The organism is Ruegeria sp. D7 (assembly GCF_056534355.1).
In genome coordinates this window covers 66,764-90,575 of sequence record NZ_JBQFPG010000009.1, presented here as the reverse complement: position 1 = coordinate 90,575, position 23,812 = coordinate 66,764, and the positions used below count along the sequence as shown (strand labels likewise).

General features: G+C 57.3%; 24 protein-coding genes. 11 read left to right on the top strand and 13 right to left on the bottom strand.

Features of this window, described 5'->3' with window-relative positions:
• Nucleotides 1-54: 54 nt before the first annotated feature.
• The 5 genes from ACRZ9U_RS13810 to ACRZ9U_RS13790 all read right to left on the bottom strand — a co-directional run bounded on the left by ACRZ9U_RS13810 (nt 55) and on the right by ACRZ9U_RS13790 (nt 5,142).
• Nucleotides 55-864 (bottom strand): methyltransferase domain-containing protein, encoded by an 810-nt coding sequence (locus ACRZ9U_RS13810; RefSeq protein ID WP_170408535.1) that lies wholly within the window; start codon nt 862-864, stop codon nt 55-57.
• Between the two features lie 108 nt (nt 865-972).
• On the bottom strand, nt 973-2,070 hold the full coding sequence (locus ACRZ9U_RS13805) for an ABC transporter ATP-binding protein (RefSeq protein WP_170408536.1): 1,098 nt from the start codon (nt 2,068-2,070) through the stop codon (nt 973-975).
• Between the two features lie 5 nt (nt 2,071-2,075).
• The gene (locus tag ACRZ9U_RS13800) at nt 2,076-2,975 is read right to left on the bottom strand and encodes a carbohydrate ABC transporter permease (RefSeq protein WP_170408537.1); all 900 of its coding nucleotides are present in this window, start codon (nt 2,973-2,975) and stop codon (nt 2,076-2,078) included.
• Complete coding sequence (locus ACRZ9U_RS13795; protein WP_170408538.1) at nt 2,968-3,840, bottom strand: carbohydrate ABC transporter permease; 873 nt, start codon at nt 3,838-3,840, stop codon at nt 2,968-2,970. The genes ACRZ9U_RS13800 and ACRZ9U_RS13795 overlap by 8 nt, the downstream gene beginning before the upstream one ends.
• Nucleotides 3,841-3,897: 57 nt before the next feature.
• Entirely contained in the window at nt 3,898-5,142 is a 1,245-nt protein-coding gene (locus ACRZ9U_RS13790; protein ID WP_170408539.1) for an ABC transporter substrate-binding protein, read from the bottom strand.
• A gap of 217 nt (nt 5,143-5,359) precedes the next feature.
• Here ACRZ9U_RS13790 and ACRZ9U_RS13785 point away from each other — a divergent pair, with 217 nt between their 5' ends.
• Together ACRZ9U_RS13785 and ACRZ9U_RS13780 are read left to right on the top strand one after the other, a co-directional pair.
• Nucleotides 5,360-6,097 carry a response regulator transcription factor gene (locus ACRZ9U_RS13785; protein WP_170408540.1) on the top strand — a complete coding sequence of 246 codons (738 nt, stop codon included), beginning with the start codon at nt 5,360-5,362 and terminating at the stop codon, nt 6,095-6,097.
• Nucleotides 6,094-7,536, top strand: a complete 1,443-nt coding sequence (locus ACRZ9U_RS13780) for a sensor histidine kinase (protein WP_170408541.1) — start codon at nt 6,094-6,096, stop codon at nt 7,534-7,536. The genes ACRZ9U_RS13785 and ACRZ9U_RS13780 overlap by 4 nt, the downstream gene beginning before the upstream one ends.
• Here ACRZ9U_RS13780 and fliP read toward each other — a convergent pair whose 3' ends face one another.
• From fliP to fliF, 4 genes are read right to left on the bottom strand one after another with little or no spacing between them, the layout of a single operon-like run.
• On the bottom strand, nt 7,537-8,265 hold the full coding sequence (gene fliP / locus ACRZ9U_RS13775; protein ID WP_170408542.1) for a flagellar type III secretion system pore protein FliP: 729 nt from the start codon (nt 8,263-8,265) through the stop codon (nt 7,537-7,539).
• Entirely contained in the window at nt 8,262-8,549 is a 288-nt protein-coding gene (locus ACRZ9U_RS13770) for a FliM/FliN family flagellar motor switch protein (protein WP_170394848.1), read from the bottom strand. Before ACRZ9U_RS13770 ends, fliP begins: the two co-directional genes overlap by 4 nt.
• Nucleotides 8,542-9,138: an ABC transporter ATP-binding protein gene (locus ACRZ9U_RS13765; protein ID WP_170408543.1), complete on the bottom strand. Its 597-nt coding sequence runs from the start codon at nt 9,136-9,138 to the stop codon at nt 8,542-8,544. Before ACRZ9U_RS13765 ends, ACRZ9U_RS13770 begins: the two co-directional genes overlap by 8 nt.
• Complete coding sequence (gene fliF, locus ACRZ9U_RS13760; RefSeq protein ID WP_170408544.1) at nt 9,138-10,727, bottom strand: flagellar basal-body MS-ring/collar protein FliF; 1,590 nt, start codon at nt 10,725-10,727, stop codon at nt 9,138-9,140. Before fliF ends, ACRZ9U_RS13765 begins: the two co-directional genes overlap by 1 nt.
• A 119-nt stretch (nt 10,728-10,846) precedes the next feature.
• Between fliF and ACRZ9U_RS13755 the strand changes: the two genes are divergently transcribed.
• The 5 genes from ACRZ9U_RS13755 to ACRZ9U_RS13735 are packed head-to-tail and all read left to right on the top strand — an operon-like array spanning nt 10,847 to nt 15,516.
• Entirely contained in the window at nt 10,847-11,344 is a 498-nt protein-coding gene (locus ACRZ9U_RS13755; protein WP_170408545.1) for a flagellar basal body-associated FliL family protein, read from the top strand.
• A gap of 9 nt (nt 11,345-11,353) precedes the next feature.
• Nucleotides 11,354-11,866, top strand: coding sequence for a hypothetical protein (locus ACRZ9U_RS13750; RefSeq protein ID WP_170408546.1), 513 nt, complete (start codon nt 11,354-11,356; stop codon nt 11,864-11,866).
• A complete protein-coding gene (locus ACRZ9U_RS13745; RefSeq protein ID WP_170408547.1) occupies nt 11,863-12,456 on the top strand; it encodes a MotE family protein in 594 nt (197 codons plus the stop codon). The genes ACRZ9U_RS13750 and ACRZ9U_RS13745 overlap by 4 nt, the downstream gene beginning before the upstream one ends.
• 46 nt (nt 12,457-12,502) lie before the next feature.
• Nucleotides 12,503-13,372 carry a flagellar motor stator protein MotA gene (gene motA / locus ACRZ9U_RS13740; RefSeq protein ID WP_170408548.1) on the top strand — a complete coding sequence of 290 codons (870 nt, stop codon included), beginning with the start codon at nt 12,503-12,505 and terminating at the stop codon, nt 13,370-13,372.
• Nucleotides 13,369-15,516: a hypothetical protein gene (locus ACRZ9U_RS13735; RefSeq protein WP_170408549.1), complete on the top strand. Its 2,148-nt coding sequence runs from the start codon at nt 13,369-13,371 to the stop codon at nt 15,514-15,516. The genes motA and ACRZ9U_RS13735 overlap by 4 nt, the downstream gene beginning before the upstream one ends.
• Before the next feature lie 680 nt (nt 15,517-16,196).
• Here ACRZ9U_RS13735 and betB read toward each other — a convergent pair.
• On the bottom strand, nt 16,197-17,651 hold the full coding sequence (gene betB / locus ACRZ9U_RS13730; protein ID WP_170408550.1) for a betaine-aldehyde dehydrogenase: 1,455 nt from the start codon (nt 17,649-17,651) through the stop codon (nt 16,197-16,199).
• A 191-nt stretch (nt 17,652-17,842) separates the two neighbouring features.
• On the opposite strand from betB, the gene ACRZ9U_RS13725 reads away from it, so the two are divergent.
• On the top strand, nt 17,843-18,172 hold the full coding sequence (locus ACRZ9U_RS13725) for a hypothetical protein (protein ID WP_170394874.1): 330 nt from the start codon (nt 17,843-17,845) through the stop codon (nt 18,170-18,172).
• Between the two features lie 6 nt (nt 18,173-18,178).
• On the opposite strand, the gene ACRZ9U_RS13720 is transcribed toward ACRZ9U_RS13725, so the two are convergent.
• Both ACRZ9U_RS13720 and trhO read right to left on the bottom strand, forming a co-directional pair.
• The gene (locus ACRZ9U_RS13720) at nt 18,179-18,679 is read right to left on the bottom strand and encodes a potassium channel family protein (RefSeq protein ID WP_170394876.1); all 501 of its coding nucleotides are present in this window, start codon (nt 18,677-18,679) and stop codon (nt 18,179-18,181) included.
• A gap of 64 nt (nt 18,680-18,743) precedes the next feature.
• Complete coding sequence (trhO, locus tag ACRZ9U_RS13715; protein WP_170408551.1) at nt 18,744-19,649, bottom strand: oxygen-dependent tRNA uridine(34) hydroxylase TrhO; 906 nt, start codon at nt 19,647-19,649, stop codon at nt 18,744-18,746.
• A gap of 96 nt (nt 19,650-19,745) precedes the next feature.
• On the opposite strand from trhO, the gene pncA reads away from it, so the two are divergent.
• The 3 genes from pncA (at nt 19,746) to pncB (ending at nt 22,330) form a co-directional block, all read left to right on the top strand.
• Nucleotides 19,746-20,339 (top strand): bifunctional nicotinamidase/pyrazinamidase, encoded by a 594-nt coding sequence (pncA, locus tag ACRZ9U_RS13710; protein ID WP_170408552.1) that lies wholly within the window; start codon nt 19,746-19,748, stop codon nt 20,337-20,339.
• Nucleotides 20,340-20,528: 189 nt separating this feature from the next.
• Nucleotides 20,529-20,699, top strand: a complete 171-nt coding sequence (locus ACRZ9U_RS13705; protein WP_480887488.1) for a hypothetical protein — start codon at nt 20,529-20,531, stop codon at nt 20,697-20,699.
• Nucleotides 20,700-21,037: 338 nt separating this feature from the next.
• Entirely contained in the window at nt 21,038-22,330 is a 1,293-nt protein-coding gene (gene pncB / locus ACRZ9U_RS13700) for a nicotinate phosphoribosyltransferase (RefSeq protein WP_170394888.1), read from the top strand.
• Here the strand turns inward: pncB and ACRZ9U_RS13695 are convergent.
• Entirely contained in the window at nt 22,327-23,778 is a 1,452-nt protein-coding gene (locus tag ACRZ9U_RS13695) for an aldehyde dehydrogenase family protein (RefSeq protein ID WP_170408554.1), read from the bottom strand. The genes pncB and ACRZ9U_RS13695 overlap by 4 nt on opposite strands.
• Nucleotides 23,779-23,812 lie beyond the last annotated feature (34 nt).

Genomic DNA, 23,812 nt, shown 5'->3' with positions numbered 1-23,812 from the left:
GGTATTATCCTACGCCGGCCACCGCTCGACCCGTTCGCGCGGTGGCTTTTTTGTTCAGGTTGCAGGCTTGCGCGCGATCTGGCTGACATAAGACATGTAGCCAAAAAACGTGCTTGCAGACACACGCGCCCGGGCCTCGGATTTCAGCGCCTGTGCCGTTTCAGGCGCCAACAACCCGGTCTCGGCCATTCGATCCGCACCACGGTCGATAACGGTCAGAAAGTAAGTCGCCTCTCCTTCGGCCACATAACCGTGTCCCCGGCGACGGCCCAACTCAAAACCTGCTTGAGAGAGTGCACCGCCAATCTGGCGCATGATCCAGAGGTTTGTGACGTTCTGATTGATCATGAACCGAATGAGTTGATCCAGAGGATCAAAATCGGCAATCTGCGCTGTGGCGGTATCGTAGTCCCCATCGCAAATCGCAAATATCCCGCCCGGTTTCAGTATCCGAAAGGCCTCGGAAACCACATCTTCGGGGCCGGGTACATGGCACAACAGTGTATGCGCCAGAACAAGGTCTGCTGAGCTATCTTCAAGCCTGGTTGCCTTTGCATCGCCGGTTTCAAAAACAAGATTGCTCTCGCTGGCGAAGCTGTTTCTCGCACGTTCGACCATAACCGGTGAGGGCTCAATGCCGAGCGCGCGCTCCACCCCGCCAACTGACAGCAGCTCTTGCGTGATGTGCCCGGTGCCTGAACCCAGCTCAACCGCGAACCCGCCCTCAGGGACAATCAGATCACTTAGATAGCTATCCCTGATATCTTTCTGCGCCGGCTCCAGACACCGCGCTTCCATAGCTTCGGCGATACGCTCTTGGACCGAGATATCCTGCCCGGCCAGATCGGAATACGGATCGGACATAGCGCGCCTCCCTTCGCTACGTCCCAAGATAGCATATTTCAAATTTACCGGCCAAAACCGACTGTGATTGGTATGGCCCACCCCGGGTTGGTGCGGGCCAACGGCAACTTAATTCAGCCGTTCACCCGTTTCCTTGGCAAAGTAGGACACCTTGCTCATGTCGAACGCCAGGTTCAGCAATTGACCTGCCTGCGCGCTGGTTTCAGCATGCAGCCGCGCCGTGACCTGCTTGCCACCCAATTCCGACACAACATAGGTATCTGCCCCTGCGGGTTCGACCATATCGACCATGCAGGCGGCTTCCTGCACGCCTGCGCCAGCGCGGAACCCCGCCTCGGCGATATCTTCAGGGCGTAGACCAAGGATGACATCCTGCGGCAGAGACAAGTCGCGTGCATCGTTCAGAACCAGCGTTTCACCGGATTCGCGCGCGATCGAGATTTGCGTCCCCGAGCCATTGTTCGATGCCTGTGCCGGGATCAGGTTCATCGCAGGTGAGCCCATGAAATCCGCCACAAACAGGTTGGCCGGGTTGTTGTAGATCTCGGCCGGAGTACCGATCTGCTGCACGACCCCGCCTTTCAGGACTACGATCTTGGTGGCCAGCGTCATCGCTTCGATCTGGTCGTGGGTAACATAAACTATGGATGCGTCCAGTGTCTGGTGCAGCTTCTTGATCTCGGTCCGCATCTCGACCCGCAGCTTGGCGTCAAGGTTCGACAGCGGTTCATCGAACAGGAACAGCTTGGGGTCGCGCACCAACGCCCGGCCCATCGCGACCCGCTGACGCTGACCACCCGACAGTTGGCTGGGGCGGCGGTTCAGCAATGGCTCGATCTGCAGCAAGGAGGCGACGTCTTTCAGCTTGGCTTCCTGCGTGGCCTGATCGACCCCGCGCACTTTCATGCCGAAGGTGATGTTCTTGGCCACCGACATGGTCGGGTACAAAGCGTAAGACTGGAACACCATCGCGATGTCGCGATCCTTGGGGCTGACATGGGTCATGTCGTTGCCGCCGATGGACAATGTGCCACCGGTGATCTCTTCCAGTCCCGCAATGCAGTTCAGCAGCGTAGACTTACCGCAGCCCGAGGGGCCGACAAGCACCAGGAAGTCGCCCGGTTCAATCGAGATGTTGATGTCTTTCAGAATCTCGGTCGCGCCGTAATTCTTGTAGAGTTTGTTGATATCAAGGATGGGAGCCATGGGTCTTATCCCTTCACAGAGCCAGCGGTCAGGCCGCGGATGAAATACTTACCGGCAACGACATAGACGAGCAGCGTCGGCAGCCCCGCGATGATCGCGGCAGCCATGTCGACGTTGTATTCTTTGACGCCGGTGGTGGAGTTTACGATGTTGTTGAGCGCAACAGTCACGGGCTGTGTCCCCGCCTGGCTGAACGACACGCCAAACAGGAAGTCGTTCCAGATCTGCGTGAACTGCCAGATCACAGTCACCACGATGATGGGCAGCGACAGCGGCAGAAAGATCGACCAGAAAATCCGCATGAACCCAGCCCCATCAACCCGCGCCGCTTTGGTCAGCTCGGCCGGAATGGTGACATAGTAGTTGCGGAAGAACAGCGTGGTGAAGCCCAGCCCGTAGATCACATGGACAAAGATCAGGCCCGGAATGGTTCCGGCAATCCCCATCATACCCAGCAGACGTGCCATTGGCAGCAGAACAACTTGGAACGGGATGAAGCAACCGAACAGCATCAGCGAGAAGATGATATTGGCCCCTTTGAACCGCCATTGCGCCACGACATAGCCGTTCAGCGCACCCAACAGGGTCGACAAAAATACCGCAGGCACCGCGATCAGAACCGAGTTCCAGAAATAGGGTCGCAAACCTTCACACTGGATACCGGTACAAGCGCCGGACCATGCGGTTTTCCAAGCGTCAAAGCTGACCTCTCGCGGCAGCGAAATCAGGCTGCCGGTGCGGATTTCCTCAAGGCTTTTCAATGATGTCGTCAACATCACGAAGAGCGGCATCAGATAATACAGTGCAAACAGGCCAAGCAGGACATAAAGCAACCAACGCAGGGCAATCTTGCCCGTAGCGCTTTGGGTGCGGGTTTGTGTTTGGGGCATCGACAGATCAGTCATTTTTCGCCCTCAGCTCTGAGTAAAGATAGGGAACCACGATGGCAAAGACGACCAGCATCATGATCATCGCGGACGAGGCTGCTTGACCAATATCGCCGCGCGAAAAGGCCATGGCGTACATGTAAGTAGCGGGCAGATCGGTTGCGTAGCCCGGACCGCCACCAGTCAGGGCGATGACAAGGTCGAAGCTTTTGATTGCGAGGTGCGCCAGCACGATGAAAGCAGACAGGAAGATCGGTGCCATCGAAGGGATGATGATCGCCGTATAAATGCGCCACGTGGGGATGCCATCGACCTGTGCGGCCTTGATGATCTCGCCATCGACCGAACGCAAACCGGCCAAAAACAACGCCATGACGAAGCCGGAACTCTGCCAGATCGCGGCGATCACGATAGTGTAGATCGCGTAGTCGGGGTTCACCAGCCAGTCGAATTCGAAATTCGGAAAGCCCCAGCCCCGCACCATGGATTCGATGCCCAGGCCCGGGTTCAAAATCCACTTCCACGCCGTACCTGTCACGATCATCGACAGCGCCATCGGGTACAAGTAGATCGTCCGGATCGCGCCTTCGACGCGGATCTTCTGATCCAGCAGGATGGCCAGCAACAGGCCCAGTACCATCGCGATCACGATGAACAGCGCGCCAAAGATATACAGGTTGTTGATCGCCGTATCCCAGCGGGGAGAGTCGAACAGGCGTTCATACTGAATGAAGCCTTTGATCTCGTATTTCGGCAGTAGTTTCGATCGGGTTAGCGACACCCATGCGGTCCATCCGATAAATCCGTAGACAAAGATCAATACGGCGATGAACGACGGTGCCAGCACCACCTTGGGCAGGTGGTTTTCCAGCCATTCGGACATTTTAGCCTCCGGGGAAAGATGCTCTGCCCCTCACTATAGGGGGCAGAGCGTATTGGATCAGTAGCTGTTTGCTACCGCGTCCGCCAGTTGCTGAACCGCGTCAGCCGAGGACATATCCGAGTTGAAATGTGCGGTCACAACATCCGTAATCGCACCGGCCTGCGACCCGCGCAGCGCCATACCATGGGCGTAAGACGGCAGCAGCGAACCGCCTGCCGAGGTCGAACCCATATCTTCGGCCGAGATTTGCGCGCAGATGTCGAACGCATCCAGCGCCACATCAGTCCGCGCAGGGATCGAGCCCTTGTTCAGGTTGAACACTTCCTGGAATTTCGGCGCGACGATCAGCTTGGCCAGCAATTCCTGACCAGCGCGGTTGTCGTCACCTTCCACTTCGAACATGGCGAAGCTGTCGACGTTGTACAGATATCCGTCGCCGGGGGTCGAGGCACACAGGAAGTCTTCGCCGGGCTTCTTGCCAGCCGCCAGGAATTCGCCCTTGGCCCAGTCACCCATGATTTGGAAGGCTGCTTCGCCATTCATAACCATAGCGGTGGCAAGGTTCCAATCGCGGCCTGAGAAGTTTTCGTCCACATAACCGCGCAGGCTGCGCATCTGGTCAAAGACCTGCACCATGGTGTCCGAGGTCAGCGCCTCGGGGTCGAGATCGACAAAGGCTTTCTGGTAGAACTCGGGGCCACCCAGACCCAGCGCAACCGCTTCGAACACTGTGGCGTCTTGCCATGCCTGGCCACCATGGGCCAAAGGGATCACTCCGGCAGCCTGCAGTTTTTCGGCAGCGGCGTTGAACTCTTCCCATGTTGTGGGCATTTCAATGTCGTTGGCGGCCAGAACGTCAGCATTGGCCCAAATCCAGTCGATGCGGTGCACGTTCACAGGTGCTGCGCACCACGTACCTTCGCACATCATGTGGCCTGCAATCGATGCTGGCAGCACATCGGCCCAGCCTTCGGCTTCTGCCACGGATGAAATGTCTGCCAAAACGCCCTCTTCATACCATTCCTGAATGGCAGGTCCTTTCAGCTGAACAGCAGTCGGCGCGTTACCCGCAAGAACCCGGGCCCGCAACGCAGTCATGGCCGCATCGCCGCCGCCACCTGCGACCGGCATATCGGTCCATGTGCCGCCGTTCGAGGCGAACTCTTCCTGCAGAACCGCGACCGATTTCGCCTCACCACCGGATGTCCACCAGTGCAGAACTTCGGCCTTTGGTTCAGCCACAACAGCCGACCCGGCCACTACGGCCAAGGTCGACACGGTGGCAAATGCAAAACGCTTCATTTTTTGTTCTCCTCCCTGAGAATTCGGTGCCACCCCAAGGGCGGCCATAGGTGATATAGCGCTAACGGATTGCCGCATGGCAACGCAGAATGCGATGCAATATCCTGACAAGGTGGAAATTTTCACCGCTTTTGTTACCCCGTGTTACGTTGGCCTTGAATCCGTTTCCATTCGTTACAATTGGCGGCGACGGAGAACCCTGAGGAGGAGAAACAGAGTGGGCATTCCCCGGCTCCTGGTGGTGGACGACGATTCGGAGATGCGGTCGATGATGACCCAGTTCTTTCAGCAGAACGGGTATATTGCTCTGCCTGCCAGTTCCGAAAGTGAAATACGCACGCATCTAACGTCGGGGCGGATCGACCTGATCCTGTTGGACGTGATGCTGGGCGATGAAAACGGCGTCGAGATCTGTGCCCGGTTGCGGGCCGAACAGGATGTACCGATCATTCTGGTCTCGGCCCTGTCGGCGGATCATCAGCGCATGGCAGGATATGAGGTTGGAGCAGACGATTACATCGCCAAACCATTCAACCCGCAACTGTTGCTGGCCCGCGTCCGTGCGGTGATGCAACGCGCCCGACGCACGCCTTCGCTGGCATACCGCCGCCGCACGCGCACCTTTCACTTTGACGGCTGGGTCTTTGACGGCAAACGGGACGAGGTGCATTCGCCCGAAGGCTATCTGGTTTCCCTGTCCCAACGGGAGACCGCCCTGCTGAAGGTTTTGCTGGCGAACCCGCATATTCCGCTGACCCGTGATGAGATCGCCGCCGCACTGGATGTAACCGGTGAGGCCGACAAGCCCGAGGCGCAAGGCCGTGCCATAGATATGCTGGTGGGGCGGTTGCGGTCGAAAATCGAGGCCAATCCAAAAGACCCCCAGATGCTGCGCACCGAGCGCGGTGTTGGCTATCTGTTTACCGCTGACGTTATGGTGGATGAGGACGCATGACCCTGCGCCTGCGCAGTTTTGGCTGGCTCTGGACCCTGTCCGCCTTTGTCGCGGGGCTGGTCGCTGCCGGGATGTGGTTCACCTCGGCACAGGCGTGGAACCGGTACCAGACCGCAGCATTTGTTGCTGGTTTCACCATATACGAAGATTTGCGAGCGGGGATGGCGCCGCCACCCGGCCTGTTGATCAACCCATTGCCAACCGAGGCAGCCGCTCTTGCTGACAGGGGAGCGTTCCAGCAAATGCCCGGCTTTGCGGATCGCCGCTTTGTCACCAATCTGTCGATCCTGACCGACAGTTCAGCTCCCTTGAGTGGCCGCGAATTGACGCTTGCGGTGTTATCGGATCGACTGGTCTATCCGGTTTCAGACATCGTCTCCGGCAGCGATCAGACCGGCCCCGAGAAGATGGGGAACCTGACCCGTCTGTTGGCCACATATTGCAGCGAACCTATCCTGATCGCGCAATTCGGGCGCGGAGTTTGGCAGCAAGTCGACGGCACCGAAATCTGGGGCTGTAAGGCTGCGCCGGTTGATCTGCGTTTGCCCGCGATATTACTGGGCATTGTGTCCTTGGCGGTGCTTCTGACCTCGGTCGGGAATGTTTCTGACAGTTTCGCACGCTTTGCTCAGGCACTAGGCGACCGCCGACGTCGCGGCGGGCCGCAAAGCTATGACGCGGACGGGCCCGAAGAGCTGCGCGATATCGTGACTGCGGTGAATGATCACCTCGATGCCGAACGTGCGCAGCTTGAGAAACGCGCCATTGTACTGTCGGGTGTCAGCCACGATCTGGGGACACCTGCAACCCGCGTCCGGCTGCGTGCGGCGCTGATTCCCGATGGAGAGTTGCGCGAAAAGCTCGAGGCCGATGTGGACCAGATGACCGGCATGATCGAAAGCGTGCTTACTTACACGCGATCGGAACTCAGCGTCGAGGAACCGCGCCAGATATCGCTGACCTCGCTGGTTGAGTCGCTTGTGGCCGATTATCAGGATATGGACCGGCCTGTGTCGTTGAAAGCCGTTGATCCCGTTGTCGTCGAAAGCGCGTCGTCTGTTTTCATGTCACGCCGTGGGCATGCGTCGCTGCCGGAAACGCGGCGCATCCTGGTGACGGGTCAACCGATCGCATTGAAACGAGCGTTGTCCAATCTGATCGACAATGCGCTGAAATACGGTCGTCACGCCGAGGTTGAACTGGAAACTGATGCTCAGACCGCCACGATCATCGTCGAAGACAAGGGCACCGACCTATCGGTCGCGGATATCGAGGCGCTGTTGGCACCGTTCCAGCGCGGATCAAACATCGGATCTTCGGACGGGTTCGGATTGGGCCTGACAATTGTCAGCACCGTTGCCGAACAACATGGCGGAACGCTGAGTTTCGAGGCCGGAGATCAGGGTCTGCGCGCGCGACTACAGATCACACGGCAATAGTCATGGCGCATAGCTGCGCACCAAGGCGCTGGCGATCAAGGCCCAGCCATCAGCGATGACGAAAAACGCCAATTTGAACGGCAGCGAGACCGTAGCCGGAGGCACCATCATCATTCCCATCGACATCAAAACCGCTGCGACAACGAGATCGATAATCAGGAAAGGCAGGAAAATCAGGAACCCGATCTGAAAGGCCCGCGCGATTTCCGACAACATGAAAGACGGCATCAGCACGGATAACGGGGCCTCGGGCGATAGTTGAATCGCAGCACCATCCGGGCGCAGGTCTGCCATGGCCTGAAACGTGTCGGCATCAATACGCGCTGCCATAAAACTGCGAAACGGCACCAGCGCGCGTTCCAGCGCAGGCTCTAGGTCAAGCGTTTCCTCGACCATCGGCTGAATCCCGGTCTCCCACGCCTCGGTAAAAACCGGCTCCATGACGAAATAGGTCAGAAACAGCGCCAGACTGACGATCAACATATTTGGCGGTGACTGCTGCAAGCCGATTCCTTGCCGCAGGATCGCCAAAACCGTGATCAAAAACGGGAAACAGGTGATCATGATCGCCAGTCCCGGTGCCAGGCTGAGCACCGTGATCAGCAAAATCAACTGTATGGTCCGGGCCGAGATCGACCCGCCTTCGCCCAGGGACAGCGACAGTTCTTGCGCCGCGCCACCGGAGGGTATGACCAGCAAAAATGCCAGCCAAAAAAGGTGGCGCATCATCCGATCCCGTTCTGCAGATCCGAGATTTCGGTCAGCCGTACAGCCAGTTGCCCGGACTGATCGCCCTCCATCTCTTCCAACAAACCGCGCGCGACCAATTGGTCCCCGACATAGAGGTCAACCGGATCCTCGATCCGCTTGTCCAGTGTCAGTACGGCATTTTCGCCCATGCTCAACAGGTCACGGATCAAAGGCCGCGCACGCCCGACCGAGACGGTGACTTCGATCGGAACAGTCTCGAACGGGTTGGGTTTTTCGGGTTTCGGTGGTTGAGGATCACTCATTTGACAAAGCCTCTTTTGCTTCAAACAGATATGCGTCGAACGCTGCAGCAATGGATGAGAGCAAGGCAGCGCAGTCCACCTCGCGTTGGGCGATCCCCACCTGCAATCGCGCCTGTCCCGGCTGGAGCGAGACATCCTCGATAACCTGGGGACGCGGCGAGATATCCTGCGGCAGCATCGCCTCGACCTGATCCGAAGTACCCGCCGGAACAGTCAGCTGCAGTGGCTGGTCGACCTGCTCACGCGCCATGTCGCAAAGCTGCTCGGTCAATCGCTTCGCAAAGCCATGCTCGATCGTCTCAGGCAGAATAGTCTGAACCAGGCTTTGGAACATCGGTTCCAGCGACAGGGTCATGCGGGTCAATGCTTCTTGATAGGTAAAGGACAGGTCGGATAACGTCGCCGACAGATCGGAGCTTAGCTGTGTGCCAGTCTGTTCCTGCGCCTGAACCGCATCTTCCCAGCCCGCCCCATAGCCTTGTTCAAATGCAGCAAGCCGCTGTTCTTCCAGTGCGTCTTCATCCAGTAGATGTACGGCCACCCCAGCCGCAGGGGCGGTGAAGTCTTCAAGAAGATGAGCGATCGACATCACACCTTCTCCTCGCCTTCTTCGAGCCAGCTGCGCAGGATCTCTACCGTCTCTTCCTGCTTGTCGCCGATCATGGCGCGCAAACGGTCGACAGGATCTTCCCCTCGCGCAGCGGCAATCGCCGGAACATTCGGCTGCGCCGCATCCGCGAGCGGTGCAAAGTCCGGCGCATCTGCGGTCGCAATTTCCCCGGTCAGGGAAGGCGCTGGGGCGACCTCGACCGGTGCACCTGCTGGCAGCAGCGCCGATGCCGCAGATTTCGTCAGAATTGGCCGTATGACAAACAGACCCAAAACAAGGGAAACCAGCGCCAAAACCACCATCTGGATTAGCGACATAGCGTCGATATGCATGTTCTGCCAGATCGACCCGGACACCAACTCGCCCTGGGGTTCAACCATGGGCAAGTCGAGCGATTTCAGTGTGATGACGTCGCCGCGTTCAGCATCAAACCCGACCGCAGAAGCCACAAGCTCTTGCAGTGCATCAAGCTCGGGCTGCGGCATGGGTTCAAAAATCTCGACGCCATCTGTGCCTGCCGCTCGAACACCATTGACCAGCACCGCGACAGTCAGACGTTTGATCGCACCTGGCGCGCGATGAACTTCCAACTCGGTCTCTGACACCTCATAATTCACCCGTTCGCGGGTCTGAGTGGCATTCGAATTGGATTCATCGCCTCCTGCCCCGTCGCCATCCGGCAGATTCGACGCCACTGTCACATCCGCTGACTGATTACGCGCACTGTCCGACCGTTCTTCAACATCTGTGCTGATCGCAACACGGCCTTTGGGGTCAAAGCGACGTTCCCGTATAGACTCGGTTTCGGTCACCGTATCTACGCTGACCTCAACCACCGCGTTGCCGGCCCCGACCCGGGCTTCGACCAGACGTAGAACTTTCTCACGCAATTGGCGCGCCTTATCATCTGCAGTATCGGCTGCCACCGCCGTGTCCTGCGCGCCAATCACAGCCCCGTTCGAATCAATCACAGTGACGTTTTCCGGTGCCAGCCCGCTAACCGCCGACGCCACTAAAAACCGGATCGCCTTTGCCTGATCTCCGTTAATCGGTGCACCCGACGGGACCAGATAAACCGAAGCGGTTGGCGCTATGCTGCGCTGAAACGGGTTGGAGGAGCTGTTGGCGATGTGCACCCGGGCCTTGCTGACATGCGGGCTGCCCACAATCGTGCGCGCCAGCTCTCCTTCTTTTGCGCGCCAATAGGCGGCATCAAACATCTGCGACGTAGTGCCAAAGCCGCTGAGCGAATCCAGCAGTTCGTAACCGCGATTGCCGTTCGCAGGCAGGCCCTCGCTAGCCAAAGTCATCCGCAACTCATCCCGCTGAACGCCGGGGACGTAGATCGAGCCACCCCTTATTTCATAGTTCACACCACGCTGGTCCAGCGCCCGCACGATATCCCCGGCTGCACCGCTTTCGAGCCCCGCATAAAGCAGCGTCATCGACGGCGCTGTCACAATCCGTGACATCGCAAGCACACCCAGAAACACCAGTGCCACGGCACCGGCCACGATAATTTGTTTGCGCCTGTCCAAACTTGCCCAGACAGTTCCGATCTGCTGCACGCTTACCTCCGACTCACCGACATTCTGTGCGGCTCTGCCCTTGTTTGGACGATTGCCCTTAACAATCGGTTAGTCCCTGAGGGGTTATGACGGTTGCCGAACAGATTCATGAGGACCGCATGACCGACGCAACTGCAGATGAGGCGGAAGCCCCTAAAAAATCAGGGAAAAAGGGCCTTCTGCTTGGACTGATTCTGGCTATCGCGGGCGGTGTTGGTGGCTATTTCATAACTGCATCCGGCCTGCTTCCCATAGGTGGGTCCGAGATGGTGAAAGAGGCCAAAAAGAAAGGCGAAGACGCTTCCGTAAAGGCACTTCCCGATGTGAAATTTGTCGATCTTCCGCCGGTGATCATCTCGGTCAAGTCAGATGATTCGCGACATTTGAAATTTCACGCGCAGCTTGAAGTGAACGCGGGCTACGCCGCCGAGGTTGAAAAGATGCAGCCGCGAATCATGGACGTTCTGAACAGCTATTTGCGCGCCCTTGAGTTAACCGATCTGGAAGATTCTCTGGCTTTGATGAGGATCCGCGGACACCTGCTACGACGCATTGGGATCGTCGTGGGCGAAGGCCGCGTGCGTGACGTTCTGGTCATGGAATTTGTACTGAATTAGGAGGCGATGGTGGAGTTGATTGCCGATATTCTTCTGGTTGCGGGCGCTCTTGGGGCTGGTCTGTATTGTTTCGTTCTGTCGCGACGCCTGAAGCGGTTTACCGATCTTGAGAAGGGTGTGGGTGGCGCCGTTTCCGTGCTGTCCTCGCAAGCAGAAGAGTTGCGAAAATCGCTGGATAGCGCGCGTCAGGCTTCGGATGATTCCGGCACCGCGATGCAGACGCTGACCGAACGGGCGGAAACCGTCGCACAACGGTTGGAGCTTATGATGGCCTCGATGCACGACGTCGTTCAGGAAGAGCCCTCTGAGCCGGAAGTTCCCATGGATCAGCCAGATGACGCACCTGCTGAGGGCAGGTCTGAGCAGCCCGGCGAAGCAAAAGAAACTGTATCCGATCCGTCTGGTGAACCAACTGAGGTCTCGACTGAGCCATCGGAAGCACCACCAGAGCCGCCCGCAAAGAAACCAGAAGGCCTGATGTTCTTTCGGCACGCCGCACCATCTGACGGAGCAGCGAAATGAGTCGCAACCGGGCAAAAGCGCCTGATCGCCGAGCGCGCGGCGGTGTTCTGACCGTCATTTCCTTGCTGATGGTCGGCTCTGCGATTATTCGCATCGGGCTTGAGGCCGGGCCTGCACTTGCCCGCGGCGCGGAACCAAACATGGCCTCGCCCGTCGGTGGTGAACGCAAAGAGGCGAATGCGGCAGATCTACAATTGCTGCTTACGGAACTATTGCGCCGTGAAAAGACTCTAAACCAGCGTGAAAGCACGATTTTGGACCGGGAACGGGCGCTCGACATTGCCGATCAGGCCATCGAAACCCGGCTCACCATGCTGGAGGACGCCGAGAACGCTCTGCGTGAAACGGTGGCGATTGCCGAAAAGGCCGCCGAAAACGATCTGACACAACTGACTGACGTGTATCAGAGCATGAAGCCCAAAGATGCCGCCGCGTTGTTCGAAACGATGGACGCGGTATTCGCCGCTGGCTTCCTGTCTCGCATGCCACCTGAAGCTGCCGCTGAAGTTATGGCCGGTCTCAGCCCCGAGGCTGCTTACACCATCAGCGTGATCATGGCCGGGCGCAATGCACGTGCCCCACAGGAATGACCCTCATGGCCATATCTATCTGCACCCTCAACGCTGGAGACCTTTCATGATCGGGCTCATCGGAATTGCCGTCATCTTTGTCATGGTATTCGGCGGCTACCTTGCCGCAGGCGGCAAGATGGCCATCATTATGAAATCACTGCCCTTCGAGATGATGATGATCGGAGGGGCCGCAGTCGGCGCATTTCTGATCAGCAATGATATCGGCGGCGTAAAACACACTGCCAAGGATATCGCGAAAGTTTTTAAAGGACCCAAATGGAAGCCCGAGGATTATCGCGATCTGTTGTGCTTGTTATTCTCTCTGATCCGGATCGCACGCGCGAACCCGGTCGAGGTAGAGCAGCACATTGAAGAGCCAGGAAGCTCATCGCTATTTTCCGCATATCCCAAGATTCAAGCCGACAAAGAAGCGGTGGACCTGATCTGTGACACCATGCGCTCGGCGGCGATGAACTATGACGACCCGCACCAGGTTGAGGAGGTGCTGGAAAAGCGGATGGAGGCGAACTTCCACCATGCCATGCATTCAAGCCACGCGCTGCAAACCGTTGCTGACGGGTTGCCCGCCTTGGGGATCGTGGCCGCCGTTCTGGGTGTGATCAAGACGATGGGATCAATCGACCAACCACCGGAAGTTCTGGGTAAGCTGATCGGCGGCGCGTTGGTTGGGACGTTTCTGGGGGTTTTTCTGGCTTATGGATTGGTGGGTCCTTTCGCGGGCAAGCTGAAATCTGTTGTTGAAGAAGACAACCACTTTTACCAACTCATCAAAGAGGTTCTGGTGGCTAATCTTCACAACCACAACGCGGCCATGTGTATAGAGGTCGGCCGCCAGAACACACCGACCCACAACCGGCCCGGTTTCTCGGAACTTGAAGACGCGCTTAAGGAACTCAAGCAGGCTGCAGCATGATCCGCGCATTGTCTTTGGTCTTGCTCGCATGGGGCACAAGCGCGTCAGCACAGGCTTTGACCGTGCGATCGGGCGAGCATGAGGGATACACGCGACTGGTGGTACAGGTCCCCTCTGGCACCGGTTGGATGTTGGATCCGGTCGAGAACGGCGCGCGGCTGAGCATTGGCATCGATAATGCGACATTCAACACTGCAGCTGTCTTCGACCGCCTGTCGGGGAACCGTCTGCAATCGCTTCAACAGGCCGGGCCAGGTGCAGCGTTGGAGATGACATTTGGGTGCGACTGCGTGGCAACGGCATTTCTGCATCGCCAAACTATGGTGGTCATAGATATCGCACCCGACCAGGGTACACCTGCAAATGACCCGGTAGAGCCAGAGGCGCTTCCCAGGACTGCAAGTATCCCGGCCCCAAAACCCTTACCTACTGATATTCCAGCCACCGAACTGGCCTTGCCTTTGCTGCAATTAAATCAACGAAATTTTGAGGAGCAGTTGGCATCACGTATATTGCAAAGCGCTGATCGAGAGGTTGTTGATCTTGAACTGGCAGGTGTCGGAAGCAGGGAATCGTCCAGTTTTGGGTCGCTGCGATCTTCGGAAAAGCTGGTACCAAATCTGCGACTGTCTTCGGTGCTCGATGAGGTTTCGGGGCTAGGCAATCTGGCAGTTCCTCAGATTGATAGCAAACCGGAATGTATCACGGACAGCGAACTGGGTTTTGGGACATGGTCGGGCGCTCGATCATTTTCCGAGGATGTGGCCGAATTGCGGGTCGGGCTATTTCAGGAATTCGATCGTGTCGACCAGGCGCATGCAATGGATTTGGCGAAGCTCTATACGTATTTCGGGTTCGGTGTAGAAGCGCACCAAGCCCTGTCTTTGTTGTCGGAGACCTCGGTTGAGCAGCGCAGAGTAGCGGCCATCGCATCAGTGATGGACGGGTTGCCTGCGCCGACGCCGAACCCTTTGGAAGGACAGCAAAGATGTGATGGTGCCGCCGCACTCTGGGCGCTTTTGAGTAAGGGTAAACTTCAATCCGATGCGCATGTGAAGGCGATCGAACGCAGTTTTGGTCGGCTGCCGTGGCATCTCAGGCAACATCTCGGCCCGGATATCGCCGAGATGTTTGTCTCGGCAGGCCGACTTGAAGTATCGCGCCGGATCTTGCGTGCGGTCGAACGGGTCTTAGAGGACGAACCCGCTGATGTAACCTTTGCCCAAGCCAAAATCGCGGATGCTGCAGGGGATACCGATACCGCAGAAACGCTGTTGACCGAGGTCATATCGGCGCCCGATGCCGCGACCGATGCGCCGTTGGCACTTGCGCGGTTGATCGAAAAGCGGTGGTCGGACCGGGGTACGGTCTCGCCCCGCGACCTCGATTTAGCTGCAAGTTATGCGCGCGAGCTTCGGAAGTCCGATCTTGGCCCGATGTTGGCGCGTGCACACGCTTTGGCGATGGCTTTGTCGCAGGATTTTACCGGAGCTCTTGCCAGTTTTGAGGATGTCTCGGATTCCGACGAATGGCAGAGGACACGAGATCAGGTATTCCAATTGCTGGCGGAGCGGGCGGACGACATTACTTTCCTGCGCCATGTGATGGAATTGAAGGACAAGCGACGCAACGCGCTGGCGGTCGAAACTGCCGTGTCCATGGCAGAGCGATTGGCTGACCTTGGGTTTTCAGCGCAGGCTTACGCGCTGGCAAACCGACCGCAAGATCGGGAACGCAGCCGTGATCGTGCTCGGCTTCGGGCAAAGGCGGCTCTGTTGGGCAACCGTCCCCGTCAGGCGCTGCTGGAAATCGCGGACGATTCCTCGGACACAGCGCAAGAGTTGCGCGCCCAGGCCATGATGCAAACACAGGATTTCGATGCCGCCGCGCGCGCATTGCAGGCAGGCGGGAAGCACGAGATGGCCGATCGATACAACTGGTTGGCGGGCTCCGGCGGTGCGGATGAAGAGAGGTCAAACACCTTCACCGATTTGTCCCGCATCCGAACGTCCCTGATCAAGCCCGTTGCGCGGCAGCCGGACAAGCCGTTGTCGGACGCCGCAATGCTAATACAGGACAGCACCATCGCACGCGCGCAGATCATTGAAATGCTTGAGACAGTGCGCACAATTGACCCGAACTGAACCTTGGAAGTCTGTTCTTGCAGGGACAGGTGTAACTGATTTGGCCTGTAGGCTGATAGACGCCAAAATCAGCCTCTAACAAAGGTATTGAATTCATTTGGACTTCCTATGCGTTAATCCATGATGCCCATGGGACAGTGGCGGTAAACTCAGTGAACGTGTCGAAGATCTACAGCTGGCTCAATGATCATTCAGGACCACCGCACGCGTTCAAGTGTGCTGGTTCTTGGACAACTCTATCTGAAATTACGATCACCACATCTGCCCTTGGTAATCCAGGCCGAGTGACTCAGACTTTCTGAAACCGTATTCCAGGGCATTACGGTTGCCACATCGGGATCCTGCAGACCCGCCCCAGAGATTTGTTCAGCCCAGATGTGAACATGCACCGCCAAAACAGCCGCTACAATTGGCATTGCGTATTGTGCCGGGGACATGGTCTGGGGTTGGCCCCAAGTTAGCTCGCCCTTTCCAGCATCGCCACGTCAATCCAACCAAACTTGGCCAGTTGATAAAGGATCAAACTGCACCGATCACATAAGCTTGGGCGTGTGTTTTCACAGGCTGATCTCCGGTTTGCGGAGGAGGCGTCTTGAGGAATTTAGTCATATGTACGAGCCGGCATGTGCTCTGCCCCCGACGTGAACCATCAAGAACAGAGACTATTCAACCGGATTTATTCAGTATGGGGCCTCCACATCATTCATCGAGACGTAGACTGTCTTCATCTCGCTGAAGTGGTTGATTGCCAGTTTCGAGTTCTCGCGACCGACGCCCGACATCTTAGATCCGCCGAACGGTGCCTCAACCGGGGCCAGGTTATAAGTGTTGATGTAACAAGTCCCCGCCTCAAAACCTGCCACGATGCGGTGGGCGCGGGTTAGGTCGTTGGTGAAGACGCCGGCGGCCAGACCGAATTCAGTGTCATTGGCACGGGCCAAAACCTCTTCTTCGGTGTCGAAGTCCAGCACCGACATCACCGGGCCGAAAATCTCTTCGCGCGCGATTGTCATATCGTCCTTAACATCGGCAAAAACCGTGGGCTGCATGTAGAAACCATCGCCTTGGACCCGTTCGCCGCCATAGATCAGCCGCGCGCCTTCAGCCTTACCCTTTTCGACATAGCCAAGCGCGATATTCATCTGGTTTTCGCTGACCATCGGGCCAAAGTTGACCTCTTCATCCATCGGGTCGCCGATTTTCGCCGTAGCAAGGCGTTCAGACAGGCGCTTAAGGAACGCTTCCTTGATTCCCTTTTGCACAAAAACTCGAGTGCCGTTGGAACAGACCTGTCCCGAGGAATAGAAATTTCCCAGAATGGCGCCTGACACGGCATTTTCGATGTCGGCGTCGTCGAACACGATCATCGGGGACTTGCCACCCAATTCCATGGTGACATGTTTCATGCCATCGGCGGCAGCAGCGTACACCTTGCGACCCGTTGGAACCGACCCTGTTAGCGAGACCTTGGCCACTCGGGGGTCGGTCACCAGGCTGGCGCCTACATCACCGTAGCCCTGAACAACGTTATAGACGCCTTTGGGTGCACCTGCCTCGATCAAAATCTCGGCTACTTGCAATGCCGACAGCGGAGTAGTCTCGGAAGGCTTGAAGATCATTGTGTTTCCGCACGCCAACGCCGGGGCACCCTTCCAGCAAGCGATCTGCGTCGGGTAGTTCCATGCCCCAATGCCCACACAAACGCCCAGCGCCTCGCGGACGGTATAGACAAAATCCCCGTCTGCCAGAGGGATATGTTCGCCGGTCAGCGAGGCCGCCAGACCGCCAAAATACTCCAGCGCATCCGCGCCGCTGGTAGCGTCGGCCACCAGCGTTTCCTGCAGAGGTTTGCCGGTATCATGGGTTTCGATAATCGATAAGTCACGATTGCGATCCCGCATGATGTCGGCCGCGCGTCGCAGCACACGGCCTCGCTCGGTGCCCGATAGGGCAGCCCAGGCCGCTTGGGCCGATTTTGCACTGTTTAGAGCCTTTTCAACAATCTCAGGCGTGGCGGAATGCAGCCGTGCGATGACCTCTCCGGTGGCGGGGTAGATAACGTCGATGGGCGCGCCATTGGTGTCCTCGACATACTCGCCATTGATGAAGTGGCTGGCCTTGGGTTGAAACTTCATGCCGGTTCCCTTTGTGTTCAGAAATCTCTTTAGGCAAAGAGATCGCGTACGTTGAGGATCGAACTATCGATTATTGACTGATCAGTCAATCAAGTCGCAAATTGGCAGGATCTCGCCTAATACAAAGGGTCTTCCCTTGAAACGAAAGGTTAATGTTCTATTTATGTTCTGCACAGTCAGAGGATTACCCGATGGCCCAGAACATGCGAAATTCCGCCCTGAGCGGCCCGACAAACGACTATCACCTGCTGCCAGTTACAGATCGGCAGATGCGCTTTGCCCGCGCCATCGCGCAACAATCAGCGCTTGAGATTCCGGTCGAGGCGCAGCGTGACCGCAAATCCCTGTCGGACTGGATTTCAGCCCATAAGCCGCATGATCCGTCGCCCTTTGCAAACTACCCAACAGGTAAGCAGGTTGCTTTTGCCGAACGTATCTCGCGTAGCAAGCGCCGCCCGATCCCGTCCGAATGTTTCCGCGACAAACAAATGATGTCGCGCTGGATCGATCATAATAAATAGATCGCTCTATTTGCCGTGGTTGCGCGCGTATAGCGCGACGGCGGCGGCCACAAACATGCCCAACAGGATGTAACCCGTCACAGCCTCGGCCACAGCCAGCCCACGGCAAAAGCCAGTTGGGGACATGTCCCCATATCCGACCGTTGTGAAGGTGACGTATGAGAAATACAGAATATCGGCTGGCCCTTCAGCGCCGATCACACAATGATCGTTATATCCAAACGCGCCGTAGACGGCTGCGAACAGGAATGGCACGACCTGAATGAAGGACACCCCCATCAGGAACAACAACCTCCGGGGGGATTTCACCTGGGTCATGTAGTACCAAGACTGCGAGGCGATCCAGATTAGAAGGCCTACCGAGGAAAGCGTGCCAATGGTGTCGCCTGCAGTAGCTTCGTTCAGGCGCGACAGACCGTACCACGCAAGAAAGCTTGCCAAGACCAGCCCAAGCGCCGCCAGCAAAGTTGATTTCCATTCTTCCAGGGTTCTGGGTTCGTGGGTCATGAGCGCTCCGTCGGTTGGGCTTGCGCACAATCATCCGATTTCAAACGCGGCCTGCAAGCTGATTTCAGTCAGAGCCCAGATGTTCCTCGCCCCGCGCGCGGGCCAGCTGTATCTGCTTTTGCCGCTCGCGAAACCGCGACTTGTCCTGTTCTGAAGTCTCATTGATACACCGATGGCAGGATACGCCATGCTCGTATTCAGGGCGTTTCACATCTTCGGGCAGGATCGGGCGACGGCAACCATGGCACAGCTTGTGTGGGCCTTCGACCAGCCCGTGACCAACTGAAACGCGGTTGTCGAAGACAAAACACTCACCCTGCCAAGTGCTGTCTTCGGGTGGCGTTTCTTCCAGATACCGCAGGATGCCACCTTTCAGGTGATAGACATCCTCGACCCCTTGCCCCAGCAGGTAGTTGGTGGATTTTTCGCACCGGATGCCACCGGTGCAGAACATGGCAACGCGTTTGTTGTGAAAGCGCTCCTTGTTCTGTTCCCACCACGCCGGGAAATCGCGAAAACTGGCTGTATTAGGGTCTATTGCACCCTCGAATGTGCCAATCGCCACCTCGTAATCGTTGCGGGTGTCGATCAACACCACATCATCTGATCGGATCAGCGCGTTCCAGTCCTCAGGCTCGACGTAATTCCCGACATTTGCGCGGGGATCGACATCGGGCTGGCCCATCGTCACGATCTCTTTCTTCAACCGCACCTTCATCTTGCCGAAGGGCGGATTGTCCGAGGTCGCCTCTTTCCACTCAAGATCACTGCATCCTGGCAACGCACGGATATGCGCCAGAACCGCATCGATACCTGCGCGGGGTCCGGCGATGGTGCCATTGATCCCTTCTTGCGCCAGCAGCAAGGTGCCTTTCACCGACTGCGCGCGGCAAAGCTCGTGCAAAGCCGGGCGTAGCGCATCGGGGTCGGGAAAACGCGTGAAATGATAGAGGGCAGCGATTGTGTACATGTGGGCGATCTAATGCCCTTGGCAAAAACACACAAGAGACCGCATTGACGATACCCGCTGCGCACCATACCGATAACACGACTTTAGGAGGCCAGCATGTCCCACGCCCTGCTCGTTATCGATGTTCAAAATGACTTCTGCCCCGGCGGCGCGCTTGCCGTTGCCGGAGGGGACGAGATCGTCGCACCGATCAATGCGATCATGGATACGTTCGATACGGTGATCCTGACACAGGATTGGCACCCGGCGGGGCATTCTTCATTCGCCAGTTCTCATACTGGCAAAGCGCCGTTCGAGATGATCGACATGCCTTATGGCCCTCAGGTCTTGTGGCCCGATCACTGTGTTCAGAGCAGCGCAGGCGCGAACTTCCATCCGGATTTGCGAACAGATGGCGATCTGATCATCCGCAAGGGATTTCGCAGCGCTATCGACAGCTATAGCGCGTTTTTCGAAAACGACCATTCCACGCCCACTGGTCTAAAAGGCTATCTTGAGACGCGCGGGATCACGCAGCTGACCATGGTCGGTTTGGCGACAGATTTCTGCGTGCATTATTCGGCGGTAGATGCGGCACAGCTGGGGTTTGATGTCACTGTCTTAAGCAACTTGTGCCGCGCCATTGATATGGACGGATCTTTGGCTGTCGCAGAGCAGGCCATGCGCGCAGCAGGTGTGACACTGGCCTAAGGATCAAAGCGCGGCACCGTGCTCGGCCAGCAGTTTCAGAAACACAAACAGGATCACGGCAAGACCTAACGCGAAACCGATACGCCCAGAAACCGTGCGACGCTTTGGACGCACTGGTCTTGGGCGTGGCGCTTGCAATGGTCGCTCGGGCATTTTCCGGTTCACGGTCCCGGGCTTTGCGGTCCTGATATGGCCCAAGAAGTGATGGAAATCGAACTCACCACTATACTCTCCCTGGACACCCATATTCCGGATATTCGCAAAAAGCCGCTTTATGATCAGGAGGCGATCTTCAGCCTCTTCTGGCCGAAAATAACCTCGGGCAAGATGCCCATCCGACTCATCCAGGCTAAATCCTGATTCCAGAAATATTCTGCGAATCTTGGGCGATGCAGCGCGCAAAGCGTCTGCCGTCTTGATATCCCTGAACCGCGCCCGCACCGGGGGCCGCCCAGTTATCGATGTTTGCCCATGCTCAGGATCAACCTCATCCGGAGCTATTGCAACAATGTCAAAATCGTACTCGAGACTCATTCACTAACTTCAACCTTCAGTTCCATCCCCACCCCTCACTAAAGCGTGAAGGAAACCCACAATAAGCCCGTAATGTGTTCTGTCGTGGGCATTGTTCCCAATTCCGCGACTCTTGCCATTTCGTGCTCCGATTGATCTAACAACGGAAATTGCAGGAGGTCCCCATGGTCGATATCGCGACGCGGGTCTACAATCATAAATGGAAGATTGACCCGATAATCCGGTCATTGATCGACACAGATTTCTACAAACTGCTGATGTGCCAGTCAGTGTTTCGAAATAAGCCCCAAACCGATGTGGTGTTTTCGCTGATCAACCGGTCGAATCACGTGCCATTGGCCCGTTTGATCGATGAAGGCGAACTGCGCGAGCAGTTGGATCACATCCGCTCGCTAAGTCTGAGTCGTGGGGAAAGCACGTGGTTGCGGGGCAATACATTCTACGGCAAGCGTCAGATGTTCCGCCCGGATTTCATGGAATGGTTCGAGAACCTGCGCCTGCCCCCTTACCATCTGGAGCGTAAGGGTGATCAGTATGAGCTGACCTTTGAGGGCAAGTGGCACGAGGTCATGCTATGGGAGATCCCGGCGCTGGCCGTACTGATGGAATTACGCTCACGCGCGGTTCTGAACGATATGCGCCGGTTCGAACTACAGGTGCTCTATGCCCGTGCAATGACACGCGTATGGGAAAAGATAGCCCAGCTTCGCACTATTGAGGGGCTTGGGATCGCGGATTTCGGTACGCGGCGGCGGCATTCCTTCCTTTGGCAGGACTGGTGTGTGCAGGCCATGATTGAAGGTTTGGGCTCGTCCTTTACCGGAACGTCCAACTGTCTGATCGCAATGCGACGCGAAGTTGAGGCTATTGGCACCAACGCACATGAACTACCTATGGTGTATTCTGCGCTCGCCGAAGACGACGCCGCGCTTGCGCAGGCGCCCTATGACGTCCTCAGCGACTGGCACGAGGAACATGATGGAAATCTGCGGATCATTCTGCCCGACACGTATGGCACCAAAGGGTTTCTGGACCGCGCGCCTGACTGGCTGGCAGGCTGGACCGGCATTCGCGTTGACAGCGGCGACCCCGCAACTGGCGCAAAAATCGCAATAGACTGGTGGAAATCACGCGGCGAAGACCCGACGCAGAAGCGGGTTATTTTCTCGGACGGGTTAGATGTGGACAAGATACGCGAATTGCACGCTCAGTTCGCGGATCAAACCAATGTCTCGTTCGGCTGGGGTACGTTGCTGACCAATGACTTCCGCGAACTTGTACCGAATGACGCATTGGCTCCCTTTTCGCTAGTCTGCAAGGCGGTCTCGGCCAATGGCTACCCGACGGTCAAACTATCTGACAACCCGGAAAAGGCGATGGGACCCGCCGAGCAGATTGAGCGGTACAAGCGCGTCTTTGGCGTTGGAGCGCAGGAGCCGATCGAAGTGATCGTTTAGCCGTGGTAGGCCGCAACCGTCTTAAGCTGCGAGAACCCATAAAGCGCCTCGAACCCTTTTTCGCGGCCATGGCCGGATTTTCCAACGCCGCCAAAAGGCAGCTCGACACCTCCGCCCGCGCCGTAGTTGTTAATGAACACCTGCCCCGAACGCAAACCCTTAGCCAGCCGCATTTGACGCCCACCATCTCGGGTCCAGACGCTGGCAACAAGGCCATATTCGGTGCTATTTGCTATGGTTAGAGCCTGTTCTTCGGTGTCAAACGGGATCAGAACCTGTACGGGGCCAAAGATCTCATCCCGCGCCAAGGCATGATCGGGCGGCACATCCGAGAACAATGTGGGCCTGACATATGCGCCGGATTCGGGTGCGCCAGCCGCAATCTGGCCCTCGGCGGCAATCGCCAAGTCCGAGCCTTGGTGAAGGAAACCGGTCACGATTTCTTTTTGCCGTGTTGAGATCAGCGGACCAACGCGCAAGTCCTGGACCGCCGGTCCAACGGTGAGTTCTTGATAGGCAGTCGCCATACGGGATTTCACCGCATCATAAACACCGCGCTGCACCAGAATGCGCGAAGAGGCCGAGCAGGTCTGGCCCGCATTCTGTATACCCGCATTCACCAGATACGGCAGCGCGGCATCCAGATCGGCATCATCGAAAACCAGTTGCGGCGACTTGCCGCCCAGTTCCAGTGTCACTGGAACAACGTTTCGTCCCGCCGCCTGCTGAACCAACGCGCCTGTCGCGACCGAACCGGTGAATGAGATGTGATCCACACCCGGGTGTTCCGACAGGGCCGCGCCCGCCTCAGCCCCCAGGCCAGGCACCACATTCAGGGCGCCAAGCGGAAGGCCCGCCTGTATCGCCAGATGCGCGAAGGCCAGTGCGGTCAGGCAGGCCTCTTCCGCCGGTTTCAGAACACAGGCGTTACCCATTGCCAGCGCCGCCCCGACAGAACGGCCAATGATCTGCATCGGATAATTCCACGGCACGATGTGGCCGGTCACACCATGCGGCTCGCGCAACGTGTAGACGGTATAGCCATCCAGATAGGGAATGGTCTCGCCCATCACTTTATCCGCAGCACCACCATAAAATTCGCAATACCGCGCCAATGCTACCGCATCTGCCCGCGCTTGGGTCAGCGGTTTGCCGACATCCATCGCCTCTAGCTGTGCCAGATCATCCACTCGGTCTAGAACCAGTTGCCCCAGCCGGGTGAGGATACGCCCTCGCTCCAGGGCCGTCATGCGACCCCAATCGCCATCGCACGCGGATCGGGCGGCCCGCACCGCAGCGTCGATATCGGTTTGGCCACCTCGAGCGATCTGGCAGATCTCGGAACCGTCCGAGGGATTCACCAGCAGCAAGGTTTGACCTGATGCGGGCATTTTCCATTCTCCGCCGATCAGGCAAAGGTTGGGATCGAACCAGAGGGGGTTAGTCATCGGAAGCTCCAATATCAGGCTCTATACGGGGGTT